Annotated in this window: 20 protein-coding genes; 15 read left to right on the top strand and 5 right to left on the bottom strand. The window is 52.8% G+C overall.

The features are described from left to right. Nucleotides 1-11: 11 nt before the first annotated feature. Together F3F96_RS00305 and rlmN are read left to right on the top strand one after the other, a co-directional pair. The gene (locus F3F96_RS00305) at nucleotides 12-356 is read left to right on the top strand and encodes a ferredoxin family protein (RefSeq protein ID WP_176961270.1); all 345 of its coding nucleotides are present in this window, start codon (nucleotides 12-14) and stop codon (nucleotides 354-356) included. 66 nt (nucleotides 357-422) lie between these two features. Continuing rightward, nucleotides 423-1,478, top strand: a complete 1,056-nt coding sequence (rlmN, locus tag F3F96_RS00300) for a 23S rRNA (adenine(2503)-C(2))-methyltransferase RlmN (protein WP_176961269.1) — start codon at nucleotides 423-425, stop codon at nucleotides 1,476-1,478. Nucleotides 1,479-1,523: 45 nt separating this feature from the next. Here rlmN and F3F96_RS00295 read toward each other — a convergent pair whose 3' ends face one another. From F3F96_RS00295 to ampD, 3 genes are all read right to left on the bottom strand, one after another. Further along, on the bottom strand, nucleotides 1,524-1,739 hold the full coding sequence (locus F3F96_RS00295; protein WP_176961268.1) for a DUF2892 domain-containing protein: 216 nt from the start codon (nucleotides 1,737-1,739) through the stop codon (nucleotides 1,524-1,526). A 75-nt stretch (nucleotides 1,740-1,814) separates the two neighbouring features. After that, nucleotides 1,815-2,477 carry a Crp/Fnr family transcriptional regulator gene (locus tag F3F96_RS00290; protein WP_176961267.1) on the bottom strand — a complete coding sequence of 221 codons (663 nt, stop codon included), beginning with the start codon at nucleotides 2,475-2,477 and terminating at the stop codon, nucleotides 1,815-1,817. Further along, entirely contained in the window at nucleotides 2,474-3,016 is a 543-nt protein-coding gene (gene ampD / locus F3F96_RS00285; RefSeq protein ID WP_176961266.1) for a 1,6-anhydro-N-acetylmuramyl-L-alanine amidase AmpD, read from the bottom strand. Before ampD ends, F3F96_RS00290 begins: the two co-directional genes overlap by 4 nt. Before the next feature lie 99 nt (nucleotides 3,017-3,115). On the opposite strand from ampD, the gene F3F96_RS00280 reads away from it, so the two are divergent. From F3F96_RS00280 to F3F96_RS00270, 3 genes are read left to right on the top strand one after another with little or no spacing between them, the layout of a single operon-like run. Then, nucleotides 3,116-4,024, top strand: coding sequence for a cation diffusion facilitator family transporter (locus F3F96_RS00280; protein ID WP_176961265.1), 909 nt, complete (start codon nucleotides 3,116-3,118; stop codon nucleotides 4,022-4,024). Next, nucleotides 4,021-4,929, top strand: coding sequence for a secretin N-terminal domain-containing protein (locus F3F96_RS00275; protein ID WP_176961264.1), 909 nt, complete (start codon nucleotides 4,021-4,023; stop codon nucleotides 4,927-4,929). The genes F3F96_RS00280 and F3F96_RS00275 overlap by 4 nt, the downstream gene beginning before the upstream one ends. 32 nt (nucleotides 4,930-4,961) lie before the next feature. Then, nucleotides 4,962-5,690 carry an HPP family protein gene (locus F3F96_RS00270; RefSeq protein WP_176961263.1) on the top strand — a complete coding sequence of 243 codons (729 nt, stop codon included), beginning with the start codon at nucleotides 4,962-4,964 and terminating at the stop codon, nucleotides 5,688-5,690. Here the strand turns inward: F3F96_RS00270 and F3F96_RS00265 are convergent. After that, nucleotides 5,687-5,974 carry a thymidylate synthase gene (locus F3F96_RS00265; RefSeq protein WP_176961262.1) on the bottom strand — a complete coding sequence of 96 codons (288 nt, stop codon included), beginning with the start codon at nucleotides 5,972-5,974 and terminating at the stop codon, nucleotides 5,687-5,689. The two genes, F3F96_RS00270 and F3F96_RS00265, sit on opposite strands and share 4 nt — an antisense overlap. A 77-nt stretch (nucleotides 5,975-6,051) precedes the next feature. Between F3F96_RS00265 and F3F96_RS00260 the strand changes: the two genes are divergently transcribed. The 3 genes from F3F96_RS00260 to folA are packed head-to-tail and all read left to right on the top strand — an operon-like array spanning nucleotide 6,052 to nucleotide 8,369. Next, nucleotides 6,052-6,885 (top strand): thymidylate synthase, encoded by an 834-nt coding sequence (locus tag F3F96_RS00260; protein ID WP_176961261.1) that lies wholly within the window; start codon nucleotides 6,052-6,054, stop codon nucleotides 6,883-6,885. Nucleotides 6,886-6,934: 49 nt separating this feature from the next. Continuing rightward, the gene (locus F3F96_RS00255; protein WP_176961260.1) at nucleotides 6,935-7,816 is read left to right on the top strand and encodes a Dyp-type peroxidase; all 882 of its coding nucleotides are present in this window, start codon (nucleotides 6,935-6,937) and stop codon (nucleotides 7,814-7,816) included. 52 nt (nucleotides 7,817-7,868) lie between these two features. Beyond that, on the top strand, nucleotides 7,869-8,369 hold the full coding sequence (gene folA / locus F3F96_RS00250; protein ID WP_176961259.1) for a type 3 dihydrofolate reductase: 501 nt from the start codon (nucleotides 7,869-7,871) through the stop codon (nucleotides 8,367-8,369). 24 nt (nucleotides 8,370-8,393) lie between these two features. On the opposite strand, the gene F3F96_RS00245 is transcribed toward folA, so the two are convergent. Beyond that, nucleotides 8,394-9,206, bottom strand: coding sequence for a glucosaminidase domain-containing protein (locus tag F3F96_RS00245; protein WP_176961258.1), 813 nt, complete (start codon nucleotides 9,204-9,206; stop codon nucleotides 8,394-8,396). Between the two features lie 111 nt (nucleotides 9,207-9,317). Between F3F96_RS00245 and F3F96_RS00240 the strand changes: the two genes are divergently transcribed. From F3F96_RS00240 to dapD, 7 genes are all read left to right on the top strand, one after another. Further along, nucleotides 9,318-10,319: a serine/threonine protein kinase gene (locus F3F96_RS00240; RefSeq protein WP_176961257.1), complete on the top strand. Its 1,002-nt coding sequence runs from the start codon at nucleotides 9,318-9,320 to the stop codon at nucleotides 10,317-10,319. A 50-nt stretch (nucleotides 10,320-10,369) separates the two neighbouring features. Next, a complete protein-coding gene (locus F3F96_RS00235; protein WP_176961256.1) occupies nucleotides 10,370-10,573 on the top strand; it encodes a SlyX family protein in 204 nt (67 codons plus the stop codon). Nucleotides 10,574-10,687: 114 nt separating this feature from the next. After that, nucleotides 10,688-12,067 (top strand): argininosuccinate lyase, encoded by a 1,380-nt coding sequence (gene argH, locus F3F96_RS00230; protein WP_176961255.1) that lies wholly within the window; start codon nucleotides 10,688-10,690, stop codon nucleotides 12,065-12,067. After that, nucleotides 12,067-12,501 carry a hypothetical protein gene (locus F3F96_RS00225; protein WP_176961254.1) on the top strand — a complete coding sequence of 145 codons (435 nt, stop codon included), beginning with the start codon at nucleotides 12,067-12,069 and terminating at the stop codon, nucleotides 12,499-12,501. The genes argH and F3F96_RS00225 overlap by 1 nt, the downstream gene beginning before the upstream one ends. Beyond that, nucleotides 12,501-13,697, top strand: a complete 1,197-nt coding sequence (locus F3F96_RS00220) for an aminotransferase class I/II-fold pyridoxal phosphate-dependent enzyme (RefSeq protein ID WP_241697566.1) — start codon at nucleotides 12,501-12,503, stop codon at nucleotides 13,695-13,697. The genes F3F96_RS00225 and F3F96_RS00220 overlap by 1 nt, the downstream gene beginning before the upstream one ends. A 2-nt stretch (nucleotides 13,698-13,699) precedes the next feature. After that, on the top strand, nucleotides 13,700-14,902 hold the full coding sequence (locus tag F3F96_RS00215; RefSeq protein WP_176961253.1) for an alanine racemase: 1,203 nt from the start codon (nucleotides 13,700-13,702) through the stop codon (nucleotides 14,900-14,902). A gap of 102 nt (nucleotides 14,903-15,004) precedes the next feature. Beyond that, nucleotides 15,005-15,829: a 2,3,4,5-tetrahydropyridine-2,6-dicarboxylate N-succinyltransferase gene (gene dapD, locus F3F96_RS00210; RefSeq protein WP_176958668.1), complete on the top strand. Its 825-nt coding sequence runs from the start codon at nucleotides 15,005-15,007 to the stop codon at nucleotides 15,827-15,829. The last annotated feature ends 20 nt before the right edge of the window (nucleotides 15,830-15,849 follow it).

The following is a 15,849-nucleotide window of genomic DNA, read 5'->3' as shown; positions in this document are numbered from 1 at the left end:
GGTAATAACCCATGGCATTTATAGTCACCCAACTGTGTAAAGATTGTGTCGATACCGCCTGTGTTGCGGTATGTCCGGTTGACTGTTTCTATCAGCCGAAAGAGATCAACGATGAAACCCCGAACATGCTCTACATCTCTCCGGAAGAGTGCATCGACTGTGCGGTCTGTGAGCCAGAGTGCCCATGGGAAGCGATCTACCCTGAAGAGGATGTGCCTGAGGTGTTTGAATCTGATCTCGCGCTGAATGAGCTCTGTGATGATGAACGCGAAAAGTTTGATCTGGCTGAAGTGAAAGATCATACCCCGCCATCAGCTGAAGAAGTGGCTCAGAATAAGGCCAAATACGGTCTCTGATCTCTACAGGATCGATAATTTCAGACGCATGTGCGGGCAACTGCACATGCGTTTTTTATTTCCCCTATGAAAAGTAATCTTCCGCCACTGATCGGCATGAGCTTTGAGCAGATGGTTCAGCTCTGCCATGATGCCGGTGCCAAACCGGTGCATGCCGAGCGCATCGTTGCCTCCCTGTTTCGCCACTATAACAGTGATATCAGTGCCATCCCCGAACTACCGAATATCCTGCGCAGCTATCTGGCCGAACATACCTCTATGTTTGAGCCCGAATGCACCGCGCTACAACAGGCTGAGGATGGCACCCGTAAACTGCTGCTGAAGATGCCCGATGGCAGAGAGGTGGAGACGGTACTGATTCAGGGGCCGGGTCGTCTCACCCAGTGCATCTCAACCCAGGTTGGCTGTGCGGTTGGCTGCACCTTCTGCCTGACCGCAACCGCAGGTCTGACGCGTAATCTCTCTGCAGCCGAGATGGCTGCGCAGGTGATTGCAGGCCAGAAGACCGGTGATTTCAAGGTGCGCAATCTGGTATTGATGGGCATGGGTGAACCGCTGCATAACTACGATGAGGTGGCGCGCTTCCTCTCGATTGCCGCCAATCCGAAAGGCATGGCCTTCTCACCCAACCGCATCACCCTCTCCACCTCAGGCATGGTTCCAGCCATCTACAGAATGATCGAAGATAAGCTACCGTGCAATCTGGCTGTTTCACTCAATGCCACCACCGATGAGGTGCGTGACCGGATAATCCCGATTAACCGCAAGTATCCGATTCATGAGCTGCTGGATGCAGTGCGCGCTTATATCAAAGCACGCGGCAACAAACGGGTGCTGATTGAATATGTGATGCTGGCCGGTATCAATGACACGACTGAAGATGCCCATCGCCTATGCGAATTGGTTAAAGGCATGGGCTGCACAGTGAACCTGTTGCCATTCAATGCCTTTGAAGGCTCGCCATTTCAGAGTCCTGATGACACGGCAGTCTCTGCCTTTCGTGAGATACTGGTCGCGGCAAAGATCGTCGCTGTGGTTCGCTCTTCACGCGGCAATGAGATTTCAGCTGCCTGTGGCCAGCTGAAAACCGAAGTGGCGCGTCGACGCAAGTCAGCAGCATAAAAAAAACGGCCCCAAAGGGCCGCTTTAATAGACAGAACTTTTACCTTAACTGTCCGCTGATTTAACACCGCAACTGTTTGCTCCTACGATGAGATAAAGCGGGCAGAACTTAATCACTGCTGTCAGTACAAATACACTGCCTGCTGCAATCGCCACCATATTCCATGGTGCTGCCAGACCGCCCATATAACCAAACGCAATCGCTGCTGCACCTACCACCAGTCGTAAAACCCGATCAATTGTTCCTACATTTGCTTTCATATTAAACCTCCACTGAGAATCTCGTTGCTGATGGAGGGATTATAGACCTCTATATATTATAGTTCCGTGATATTGTCACACAACCTCTTTCGCCAGCCGTTTCATGGCTGAAAGGTCGGAGAGACGCACTTCGCCACGTTTGAGCATCACCAGTGAACGACGCTCGAAATCCTTAAGAATACGACTGACCACTTCACGCGCTGTACCCAGTTCGGTCGCCAGTTGCTGGTGGGTCAGGCGCAGTGCATGGCTACCGTCATCAAGTTCGAGCAGGCGGCAAGCCAAGCGAACATCCATACGTCCAAATGCAACATCCTCAATCAACGCCATCAGATCGGCCACACGATCCGAGATCATGCCCAGTGTAAATTTACGAAAAGCGCTGTCTGAGAGCAGCTCATCAAAGCGGCTGGCCGGGATCAGAGCCAGTTCGGTATCCACTTCGGCAATGCCCTCGGCAGGATAAAGTTTACCGCCCAACAGACAGGAGGTGGTCAACATACAGGTCTGCCCATCCTCAACCCGGTAGAGCACAATCTCGCGCCCCTCACTATCCATCTTCTGCACGCGCACTGAGCCATCGAGCACAAACACATAACCCTGACAGGCGTCACCATCGCGAAACAATACTGTGCCTTTGGGCACCTTCATGGTTTTCAGTGCGGCAAGCTCATGGCTCACTGCCCCGGAGAGTCCCGTTAGTGCCGGAAAAAGAGAAAGCCAGTTATCTATGCTCATTTCACCTCCAGATGTAAACGCCTGATCCTGCTCAGCGAGCGATCAAATTTCGACCAGCTCCACTGTTTTCCGGGGTCCCATTTGCGGCCCGGTGCGATATCCTGATGGCCGACAATACGTTGCCTATTAATAGCTGGAAAGTGTTGCATCAGTTGCCGGCAGAGCCGCGCTGTTTCCCGGTACTGCGGCTGTGTAAAGGGATGCGTTTCATCACCGATCATCTCGATGCCAATGGCAAAATCGTTACACCCCTCACGCTCATGCCATGATGAGACACCTGCATGCCAGGCCCGACGCTGACAGGGAACAAACTGGGTAATGCCACCCTTGCGATCAACCACGAAGTGGGCCGAAACCTTTAATTCCTGCAGATCTGCAAATGAGGGGTGAACACTGCAATCAAGCCGGTCCATAAATAGATCCTCGATATAGCCCATCTCAAACTGCCCCGCCGGAAGGCTGATCGCATGCAACACAATCATATCAACCGCCATACCGGGCGGGCGCTCATTCTGATGAGGAGAGTTGATCCATCGCATGCCACTATCATGGTCTGAGAAATTGGTGATGTCATGCCTTTGCTTTGCAACTGGAGGAATACGGTTTTATTCAACGGTGGAATCGGGCATCATATCCGCATGAATTCCATCTCCTCCGAGGAAAAAGCACGGCTGATGAAGCTGGCGACCTACGCCTCAACATCGGTCGCCCTTACCCTGATTATCTGCAAAATGGTCGCCTGGCTGATGACCGATTCGGTCAGTCTGATGGCCACCCTCATCGACTCCTGTCTGGATGCACTCGCCTCGATCATTAATCTGGTTGCTGTTCGCCACGCTCTGGCTCCGGCCGATAAGCAGCACCGCTTTGGTCACGGTAAAGCTGAAGCGCTGGCCGGCCTTGGTCAGGCCACCTTTATTACCGGTTCAGCGCTGTTTCTACTGCTTGAGGCGATCTCTCACTTCTGGAATCCGCAACCGATCTCAGAGATGCCTGTCGGTGTCGCCATTATGGTTGTCTCCATTGTCGCCACCTATGGCCTGATGATGTTCCAGCAACATGTTATCAATAAAACAGACTCCACCGCCATCAAAGCGGATCGCCTGCACTACAAAACCGACCTTCTGGTTAACGGCAGCGTCATCATCGCTCTGCTGCTGGCCTACTACGGCTGGGCCGGTTTTGATCCACTCTTCGCCCTGCTGATTGCCGGTTATATCCTCTACAGTGCATGGGAGATTGTGCAGGAGTCACTGGGTCTGCTGATGGATCGTGAAATGCCTGATGAGGATCGCCAGAAAATTAAGGCCATCGTACGCGGTCATCCCAAGGCACTCGGCATGCATGATCTGCGCACCCGCACGTCCGGCATGACCATTTTTATTCAACTTCACCTTGAATTGGACGATAGTTTAACTCTTATGCAGGCACACACGATCTCAGATGAAGTAGAAGCACTACTCCTGGCGGAATATCCGGGGGCGGAGATAATTATCCACGAAGATCCGGCCAGCCTGGTTGAGCAGCATCCGGAGTTTGCCGAGTGAAACGGCTGCTGCTGAGCCTGCTGCTGCTCTGCGGCATGAGCACATCAGCGGCGGCTGCCACTGAAGCCCTCGAAGTCTATTATCTGCCGATCTCCGATGCTGCAGAAGCAGTACGAAGCCAGCTCTCTGCCAATGGTAAAATCGCCCCGATTCCGTCCCGGCGTATGCTCGTGATTGAGGATGACAGGCAACACATCAATAAAGCCAAAGCACTGCTTAAGAAACTGGATCAACCCGCACCTCAATTCACCGCCGTAGTTGAGATCGAGGATATCAGCAGCAGGATCATCGCCAACGCTCGCGCCTCAGGTGCAGTCAGACTTGGCAAACTGCCCGGCGGCTGGGTACAGCTGGCACTCGGGAAAAACAGTCAACACCACAACAGCAGTCACCTGCATCAGCTGCGTATTAGCGCAGCAGAAGCGGCAAGGTTAGAGACAGGTACGATCCGCTCATTCAGCCGCGAGACCCGCCTCTGGCTCAGTGGTTACGGCATCGTGCAGGCCAACAGTGTCGAGATGATTCCAATCACCTCGGGATTCAATGTCGTCGCATGGCCAGTCGGCACAGATCAGGTGCGCGTTCGCATCACCCCGTGGATGCAGCGTCTGGAACCACAGGTAAGCGGACGTCATGAGATGCTTATCGATCTGGGCACGGCAAGAGATCCTGCCACCCCGCCCTCACCCAATGCCAACATGCGCCTGAATGCCTCTCCGCAACTACAAAACAACCCGGTCATCGAGATTGCCGGAGCCTCCACCGAGGTGACCATCCCACTGGATAAAACCGTAACCATTGCAGCATCCAGCAATGAAGCAGGCCGACTCGGCACCGCCCTGCTCGCTGGCCGCTCCTCGGTCGGCAAAAGAGATTTTGTCATCCACCTGCGTGTAAACCGTTAATATATCATAGCAGCTAAAGGAGGGTAGGACGCATGAGAAGATCAACTCTAATTGATCTCATTGGCATCGAGCTCAATCCTTCCAGTCATAGCGAAAAACTGATCTCGGGTGTTGGTGCTTTCATCGCTATTTTCGCCATCTATAACATCAGCTATCTGATGCTTGGAGAAGATGCTCTTCTGCTTGTTACCTCGATGGGTGCTGCAACTGTACTGCTGTTTTCAGTGCCACATGGCCCATTGTCGCAACCCTGGCCACTGTTTGGCGGCAATCTTATCTCCGCCTGCATCGGCGTGGCCTGCGCCCAATTGATTCCAGATACATTCATCGCCGCTGCAGCGGCTGTCGGGCTCTCCGTGACCATCATGTATTACCTGAAATGTATCCATCCACCCGGTGGTGCCACAGCACTATCGGCTGTGGTTGGCGGTTCAGCAGTCGAATCGCTCGGTTTTCAATATGTTATCACGCCGGTATTGCTCAATGTGCTGGTCATTTTTTCGGTTGCCGTACTATTTAACTTCTTATTCAAATGGCGGAGATACCCGGCCAGACTGGCTAAAATCGAAACAAAAAACAGAACGGCCGCCAATGAGTCAGCCCGGCTCTCACATCAAAGCATCGAGCATGCTTTACGACAGATTGATTCTTTCATTGATATCAGTGAAGAGGATTTAAACCGAGTTTATCTACTGGCCAGTGAATATGATAATTCACCGACATCTAAAACAGGCGTGAATAAGGAAACCAATAAAACCTAGCGTTCCAAGCGGTACCACTGGGCTTTTTTCTTTTGCCAGAAGTCGCGGTATTCCGGGTCAGTGACCTCGCCATCACGGTTGGCATCCATCTCTTCAAAACGCACTTTGGCGCGTTCGTTGACCATAAGAAGATACTCATCGAGTGAAACGCCTTCGCTTGAGTCCTGATCAAGTTCGATAAAACGGTCGACAATCTTGTCGGTGGAGCTTTTTGGTTCGGCCCATGCTCCGGTGGCGGAAACAGTCAGACAAAACATCAACAGTGAAAAAAAGCGAATAAACATGGGAACCTCACATCAGTTGCCGACTCATGCGGCTGACGGCATCATATCCAAATTGATTTCAGCAGGCGAGGGGAAACATGAAGGCCTATCTAGATTTAATGCGCCATGTGCGCGACCACGGCACCCAGAAGGGCGACCGCACCGGCACCGGCACCAAATCGGTGTTCGGGCACCAGATGCGTTTCGATCTCTCTGAAGGATTCCCGATGGTCACCACCAAAAAGGTGCATCTGAAGTCGATTATTCATGAACTGCTCTGGTTTCTCAGCGGTGATACCAATACCCGTTATCTAACCGAGAATGGTGTCAAAATATGGAATGAGTGGGCTACTGAAGATGGATCACTGGGCCCTGTTTATGGTTTCCAGTGGCGCAACTGGGCCACACCTGATGGTCGCCTTGTCGATCAGATCTCCGAGTTGATCGAGCAGATTAAAACCAAGCCCAATTCACGCCGTCTGATTGTTTCAGCTTGGAATGTGGCTGACCTGCCGGATGAGTCGATCTCGCCACAGGCCAATGTCGCCAATGGCAAGATGGCACTGCCTCCCTGCCACACCTTTTTCCAGTTTTATGTCGCTGACGGCAAACTCTCCTGCCAGCTCTACCAGCGCAGTGCCGATATCTTTCTCGGTGTGCCGTTTAATATCGCATCCTATGCCCTATTCACCATGATGATTGCACAGGTGTGTGATCTGGAAGCGGGCGATTTTGTGCACACCTTTGGTGATGCCCACCTCTACTCCAACCACATGGAGCAGGTAGAGACACAGCTGGCCCGCGAACCTTTTACCCTGCCAACCATGAAGATCAATCCGGATGTAAAAAACATCTTCGATTTCACCTATGAAGATTTCGAACTGATCAATTATGAGTGCCACCCCGGTATTCGCGCCCCGATTGCCATCTGATCTGCAATACTCAGAGGGTAGTGAACAGGGGTAGCAAGGAGATCTGCGTATGAACCAACCACAACCGGGCATTCTTGCCGATGTGCCAACACAGGCACGTTACCTGAGCTTCTCTATTGATGCCGATGGCGACCTGAAAAAGGCGCTGCGGCAGCTGGCCGGGTTTGCTGATGGTGAGGCAACCGTTGTCGGCATTGGTGCCTCGGTGGCTGAAGTGCTCTCTAAAGAGGTAGTCGGTTTAACCAGCTTCCCGATCTTTGAGGATGCACTGGTTGAGGTTCCCGCAACCCACAGTGATCTCTGGTGCTGGCTGCGTGGCAGCGATCGCGGTGAACTGGTGCACCGCACCCATCAGCTGGTCAACCTGCTGGCTGACGGTTTCATCTGTGATCAGATTATTGATGGCTTCCGTTTTGATAGTGGCCGCGATCTCACCGGCTATGAGGATGGCACGGAAAACCCGGTAGATGATGAGGCGTTGAAGTGCGCGGTTGTCGCCAATGCCGGTGAAGGTATGGATGGCTCAAGCTTTGTGGCTGTGCAGCAGTGGGTGCACAATCTTGATGATTTCCTCTCTCGCCCCCAATCGGAACAGGATGAAACCATTGGGCGGCGCAAATCGGATAACGAAGAGCTGGAAGATGCCCCTCGTTCGGCACATGTGAAACGTACGGCACAGGAGGATTTTAGCCCTGAAGCCTTCGTGGTTCGTCGTTCCATGCCATGGGCTGACTCCGCCCACGAAGGGCTGGTTTTCGTTGCCTTTGGTCACAGCTTTGATGCATTTGAAGCACTGCTTGAGCGCATGGTCGGTGCAGATGATGGCGAAGTTGATGCTCTGTTCAGCTTTACCACGCCGGTAAGCGGCAGTTATTTCTGGTGCCCGCCTATGTGCAATGGAAAACTCGATCTGCGAGCACTCGGGTTATAATGCCAACGCTAAAGGCGTTGCATTCAGCAACTGATTTCCGGAGCTTTGGCTGATGCGTAAACCAACAATCTCCCTGATCTGGGGCATGGACAGCAACCGACTCATCGGTAAAGAGAACGGGCTGCCCTGGCGCCTGCCTGCCGATATGGCCTGGTTCAAAAAAAGTACAATGGGCAAACCGATTCTGATGGGGCGTAAAACCTACGAGTCAATCGGGCGCCCCCTGCCCGGCCGCACCAACCTGATTCTTACCCGCCAAGCCGACCTGAACATTGAAGGCTGCACGGTCATCCATTCAATCGAAGAGGCACTGGCTGAAGTGCCCGATGCAGAAGAGATTATGGTGATGGGCGGTGCAGAGATCTACGCACTACTACTGGATCAGGCAGACAGGCTCTATATTACCGAGATCGACGGTAGTTTTGAGGGTGATGCATGGTTTCCCGAATTTGATCTCAGCTTATGGCGCGAGAGCGGACGCGAAGAGCATCTTCCGGATGAGAAGAATCTGTATGCCTATGCCTTTATTACCATGGAACGAATCACAGCCTGATGAATTAAGGCTGCATCAGGTTAATTAGCTAGCTTCTATCAGTTTGCGATTGGAGCGGATCATCGACTGGATTGTTTTTACATAGGCCATGCCGCGTTCGGAGTAGGATTTAAGACCCATAGCCAGCTTCTCGGCATCCAGTGGCTGTTTCTGCTTGCGTAACTGCAATCTTATTTGACGAAACTCGCGATAGGCACGGGTGCGATTGATATTCTGAATATAGGCGCGCACAGAGAGCCCCGGTGAATCAAAACTGCGCACCTCATGCGTGGAACCCGCATTGCGCTGAGTGGGCACCATGCCGCACCCTTTCGAGTAACACCACTGACCAAAGAAGTTTTTGCCCTCTTTAGCAAAGCGGGACTCACCCCAGGCCGATTCATTGGCCGCCTGCACCAATGCCATCTCAAGTGGCACAATATCAACACGGGCCATCATCTTATCCCAGAACTGCTGATCAGGCTTCCCCTTCATCTCCACCTTATACTGTTTAGCGACCTCTGCCAGCCACTGCCGATCATCCTGGCTTAAGGTAGCTGACTGCATCTCAATCAGGCGGCTGCGCAACTTTACCACGCGAGCATTCTCTTCAATGACGAATGGTTTCATAAACGCGAAAAAGAAGCGTTTCTTCTCTGTCACACTGTTGAATCTGGCAGGCCGCTTCACCACCTCTTTTTTCACAACTGGCTTGTCCACAACAACCACTTGCGGCGCAACCTCTTTCACCTCCACCACCTTCGGCTCAACCTTGGCACAGGATGCCAATAGCAGAGAGGCAAACAGGGTAAACAGTAGTCGGGTCAACAGTTTGGGATTTCGATTAGTAGTATGCATGGCCGGCACTGTGGCTGAGCGGAGAGGGGCTGACCGTGATGGATAACACAACATAAGCGCGCACTTTATCGCTATCTCTACCGCATGCAATCGATCTGCTAGCCTCTGCCAATGCAAAATGAATCCACATCCTCGTTTTATGATCTTGGTCCGGAGCAGGTGCTACAGGCGATTGAGAGCATTGGTTACCACTGCAATGGTCAGCAGATGGCACTTAACTCCTATGAGAACCGCGTCTATATGGTTGGTATTGAGGATGAACCATCGCTGGTGGTGAAGTTCTATCGTCCCAATCGCTGGAGTGATGCGGCGATTCATGAAGAGCACCAATTTACGCTGGAGCTGACCGACTTTGATATCCCGGCCGTGCCACCACTGATTATTGAAGGCGACACGCTGTTTCATTTTGGCGAACACCGTTTCTCTCTCTATCCCCTGAAAGCCGGACGCGCACCGGATCTGGAGAGTGAGGAGCAGTTGCAGCAGCTCGGTCGTTATATCGGCCGTATCCATGCGCTCGGCGCAACACGCGATTTTGAACATCGGCCAACACTGGATGTGCACACTTTCGGTGATGCTTCATACGAATTCGTCATTGAAAACGGATTTATCCCACTCGAACTGGAAGCTGCATATGAGGCGGTGGCTGAAGAGCTGCTGGACACGGTTGAATCCCGTTTTGAATCGATCGACCCGCAACTGATTCGCCTGCATGGCGATGGCCATCAGGGTAATATCCTCTGGGATGTTTCCGGCCACGGGGCAGGTAACCCCTATATCATCGACTTTGATGATGCCCGCATGGGCCCCGCCGTTCAGGATCTCTGGATGTTTCTCTCCGGCGAGCAGGATCAGATGAACAGCGCCCTCGACATTCTGCTCACCGCCTATAGCCAGTTCTGTGATTTCGACTGTCGTGAACTATCACTGATCGAACCCTTAAGAACCCTGCGCATCATGCATCACGCCGCCTGGTTAGCCCGGCGCTGGGATGATCCGGCCTTTAAATATGCCTTTCCCTGGTTCAATACACAGAACTACTGGGAGCAGCACATTCTGATGCTCAAAGAGCAGGTTGGCGCCATGCAGGAGCCACCACTGCAGTGGTTATAGGAAAAACAAGGCTGCTGCATTCATGCAGACGCTAAAGTAGGGTGAGCCGCATGGAAGAGCGACTGATTGAACTGGAAACCAAAATCTCCTATCAGGATCATCTCATTGGTGAACTTAACGATGTGGTGACCCGCCAGCAGAAGCAGATAGACCGGCTGGAAAAAGCGATCTCCCGGCTGCATGAGCAGGTGAGAAGCGGCAGTGATTCAGGCCTGGCACGCCCTGATGAAGAGAGCCCGCCTCCGCACTATTAAGAACGCACTGAAAAGCATCTGTACGGGAGAGCTCCTGCCTGCAAAACTTATGCCTGTTTCCGTTCGTAGCAAGCAGAGCTATAGTTGCCAGATCACTGTTAATGGATAATCAATATGTCTGAAAAACCCTGGGGTGGCCGTTTTGAGTCCCCTACCAATGAATTTGTAGAAGCATTTAACGCATCGATCGATGTGGATGCGCGCATGTATGCCGAAGATATCGCCGGATCTCGTGCTCACGCCAAAATGCTGACTGCACAGGGCATCCTCTCTCAGGAGGATTGTAACTCGATCCTGCGCGGTCTGGATGAGATTACCGGTGAGATCAACAGTGGTGAGTTTGAATTCACCATCGCCCTTGAAGATGTGCATATGAATATTGAAGCACGTCTGACCGAGAAAATAGGCGATGCAGGTAAACGCCTGCACACAGCGCGCTCCAGAAATGATCAGGTTGCCACTGATACCCGTCTCTATCTGCGTCGTCGCACAGCCGATATCGTGGCTCGCATCCGTCATCTGCAAAAGGTGCTGGTAGCACTGGCCGATGAACATGCCGATACCATTATGCCCGGCTTCACCCACCTGCAGACAGCACAGCCGGTCACACTCGGCCATCACCTGCTGGCTTATGTCGAGATGTTCGATCGCGACGCTGGCCGCTTTAGCGATGCCTCCAAGCGTATGAACTGCTGCCCGCTCGGATCTGCGGCACTGGCCGGTACCACCTTCCCCATTGATCGTTTTATGACAGCCGAAAAACTCGGTTTTGACAGCCCGACCCGCAACTCTCTTGATGCTGTTTCTGACCGTGATTTTATTATGGAGCTGTTGGCTGCGGCATCAATTACAGCCGTACACCTCTCCCGCTTCTCTGAAGAGCTGATCCTATGGATGAGTGCTCAGTTCCAGTTTGTCGACCTTCCAGATGCCTTCTGCACCGGCTCATCGATCATGCCACAGAAGAAGAATCCGGATATGCCTGAACTGGTACGTGGCAAGACCGGCCGCATTATCGGTGGTCTGGTTGCCATCCTGACCACGGTTAAAAGCCTGCCACTGGCCTACAACAAGGATATGCAGGAGGACAAAACTGCTGTTTTTGATGCCTTCGATAATCTTGAAGGAAGCCTGCGCGTTTTTGGTGATATGCTGCCCGGTATCACGGTGAACAAAGCGGTACTGCATCGTGCCGCATCCTCCGGTTTTGCAACGGCAACTGATCTTGCTGATGCACTGGTTCGTGCCGGTGTACCATTCCGCGATGCACATGAGATCGTCGGCAAATCGGTTGGCCACTGTATCAAAGCTGATATTGAGCTGCATGAGATGGATGAAGCAGCCTGCAGTGCCATTGACGCACGTCTGAGCGTGGATATGGTGCGCGCACTTTCAGTCGAGAGTTGCGTGGCAGCACGTGATCATATCGGCGGCACCGCACCGGCTCAGGTGCGCATTCAGGTTACCGCCTGGCAAAAGGAGCTGAAAAGCTAATGAAATCCAATCGTCTGTTTCACACCCTCTCTCTGCTATTGCTTGCAGTGCTGCTGCTTGGCGGCTGTGGCCGCAAAGAGGCACCGCAAATAAGCTCAGCCGACATCAAACCGGAAATCGTTAACATGGTCTATAACATGGAGATTGGTCTGGTACATATGAATTTCTCACTCAAAGGCAATCCGGCCGGCGTCGGTTATCAGATTGATCGCACTGTGACAGATCCATACTGTAACTGTCCGGGATTCTGGCGCCGTTTTCAGGATCAGGCTCCCAATCCGAAACTGATGGAGAAACCGATCAATAAAATGATCTCGCTGAGCGCCAAGGATAAGGAGTTTCTCTACCGCATCCGAGCCTATGATATCGATGGCAATATCGGGCCATGGAGCAAGATCATGCGCGCCAAGTATCACGACCCGCTAGGCGACTGATGATGCAGGAAAAATCGCATCAGGCTCGCCTTGAACAGCTGGGCGCTTATCCGTTTGAGCGTCTGAAGAAGCTGTTTGGCGGCATCACTGCCAATCCCGAACTGACTCACATTGACGCCGGCGCCGGTGAACCGCGCCTGCCTCTGCCAGCCTTTGTCGCTGATACCCTCAACACCCATATCGGCGGCTTTTCCAAATACCCCTCTACCATCGGTGGTCTGGAGCTCCGAGGGGCGATTGCCAACTGGCTGATGCGCCGTTACGACTTAACGTCAGTTGACCCGGCTACCCAGGTGTTAACTGCCAACGGTACACGCGAAGCTCTATTTGCCATCGCGCATGCGCTGGTAAACCCGGATTGCGCAACCGATGACAAGCCGATCGTGATGATGCCCAACCCGATGTACCAGATCTATCTGGGCGCCGCTTATACAGCAGGGGCAGAGCCCTGGCTTCTGGCATGCAACAGTGAAACCGGTTTTGCTCCGGATTTGAGCAGCGTTGAAAAAGAGACATGGCAGAGGACTGCACTTGTCTATGTCTGCTCGCCATCCAACCCAACCGGCTGGATTGCAGATGAGGCTTATTACGCTGAGCTATTGGCACTTGCTGATGAATATGATTTCTATGTTGTCTCGGATGAGTGTTATTCAGAGATCTACTGGCAGGAGAAACCTGTTGGTCTACTGCAGGTGGCTGAGAAGCTTGGTCGCGAAGGTTTTTCGCGCTGTCTGGTGATGAATTCACTCTCCAAGCGTTCTGCACTTCCCGGCATGCGTTCAGGGCTGATTGCAGGTGATGCGGAACTGATCAAACGCTTCACCAAGCTGCGCAGCTACACAGGGCCAGCCACACCACTGCCGTTGCAGCATGTGGCTGCCGCTGCATGGTCAGATGAGACCCATGTGACTCAGCATCTGGATGTTTATCGCCAGAGCCTGAAAGCCTTCTTCGATGTTTTCGGTGGTCAGATACCAGCCGGCTCCTTCTTTGTCTGGCTGCCGGTTACCGATGATGAAGCTTTTGCAAAGGCAGCCTACTCGCAGCAGGCAGTGACCATACTACCGGGCAGCTACCTTGGCGCAGAAGATGAGCAGGGCATCAACCCCGGCTCCGGTTACATTCGTGCAGCCCTTGTCGATGGCCCCGATTCGGCAGCAGAGCTTGCCCGCCGCCTGAAAGCAGTAAGGATTTAGTTATGAAGACACCTCAGAATGTTGAAACCACATTGCGCGAGCTGGCTGCAAGCGGCAACACCGTCAACTGCTACATCTACGATACAACCGAGATGCGCACCAAAATCGCCCACCTGACCGAAATCATGCCTGCCGGTGTTGAAGTCTTTTATGCCATGAAAGCCAACCCGCATGCCGCTTTTCTCGCGGCGGCTCTGAAGGCCGATGCCAAAGGCATTGAGATTGCCAGCCTTGGCGAAGCGGAAAAAGCTGTGGCAGCTGGCTTTGATCCATCGCGACTGATCTATACCGGCCCCGGCAAATCGCCTGAAGAGTTGAGCTGGGCGGTAGAAAACAGCATCCGCACCGTACACATTGAATCACTCACTGAAGCGCACCGACTCAATGCCATCGCAGAGAAAGCTGGCAAAACGCAGGATGTGCTGCTGCGCATCAATGCTGACTTCGACATTCACGAAGCGCAGACCACCTTCTCCGGCGGCTCCAAAAAATTCGGGGTAGATGAGGAGAAGCTGGCCGATATTCTGCCTCAGATCCTGGCCCTGCCAGCACTGAATTTCCGCGGACTGCATGTCTATGCCGCCTCCGGTGTGCTTAATGTGTCCGATCTGCTGAAAAACTGTGAACTGGTATTTGGCATGGCCAAACAGATTGAAGCCGATTTCCCCGGCGTTCTCTGTGATATCATCGATTTCGGTGGCGGTTTTGGTGTCGACTACCTTGAAACCGATCACGATTTTAATCCGCAAGCCTATGCTGATGGACTGAAAACCCTGATTGAGACCTACGGTTATCAGGGGCGCACCTTCTTCCTTGAGTTGGGCCGTTATCTGGCTGCCGATTCCGGCTGGTTCTGCACTGAGATCCTTGATATCAAAGACTCGCGTGGCAAAAAGCAGGTGATCTGTGCCGGTGGTATCAACCATTTCCGTCGTCCGGCTGCACTGGCGATCAACCATCCCCTGGCCATTGTAACGCTGAACAGAGCACCGCTGTTTGATGGGCAGGAGTCGATCAGAGATGAAGCGGTCTACTTTGGCGGGCCTCTCTGCACCGGCGCCGACAAGCTGGCCAACAACGTCTATGTCGAGAGCGCCGATATCGGTGATATCGGGGTGTTCGGACTGGCCGGGGCCTATGGGCTGACCATGTCGAACATGGAGTTTCTCAGCCATGAACGACCCGATGAGATTGTTTTAAGCTAAAGCCACCCCCTTGCCGGCACTGGATTGCAGCAGGTAACTCTATATAGTTGTTACTCACTACATTACTTTATCAGATAAATACATGAATACAGGAGTTCGTCCGTGAATCATTTACAGAAAGTCATTGAAGGCGCTTGGGACACAAAAAATGAGTGGGATATGCGTTCGGCCACTGCCGAAGTTCGTGATGCCGTTGAGCACACCATTCAGCTGCTGGATGATGGTGGCGTTCGCGTTGCCGAAAAGGATGATGCGGGCAACTGGATCACTCAGGAGTGGCTGAAAAAGGGTGTACTGCTCTACTTCAAACTGCACGACAATCAGGTCATCCACGGTGGCGGCACCAACTACTACGATAAGGTTCCGCAGAAATTTGCCAGCTGGGGCGAAGATATGTTCCGTAAAGGCGGCATGCGCGTGGTTCCTCCGGCATCAGTTCGTAAAGGCGCCTACATCGCACCGAAAACAGTGCTGATGCCCTCCTATGTTAATATTGGAGCCTACGTTGATGAAGGCACCATGGTAGATACCTGGGCCACTGTCGGCTCCTGTGCACAGATCGGTAAAAATGTTCACCTCTCTGGTGGCGTAGGTATCGGTGGCGTCCTTGAACCACTGCAGGCCACCCCTACCATCATTGAGGATAACTGCTTTATCGGTGCCCGTTCTGAAGTGGTTGAAGGCTGCATTATCCGCGAAGGCTCGGTTCTTTCCATGGGTGTCTATATCGGTAAGTCGACACGTATTTACGACCGTGAGACTGGTGATGTATACTACGGTGAAGTTCCGCCTTACTCCGTGGTGGTATCAGGCTCGATGCCGGGCAAATCCGGTGGCCCTAACCTCTACTGCGCAGTTATTGTGAAAAAGGTGGATGAACAGACGCGTTCAAAAACAGGCATTACGGAGCTGCTCCGCGAGGCCTGATCCGCAACAGGGGGAGAAGA

This window comes from Mariprofundus sp. NF (assembly GCF_013387455.1).
Classification (GTDB): Bacteria; Pseudomonadota; Zetaproteobacteria; order Mariprofundales; family Mariprofundaceae; genus Mariprofundus.
The sequence above is the reverse complement of the archived record's forward strand: the minus strand, read 5'-3'. Positions and strand labels throughout refer to the sequence as shown.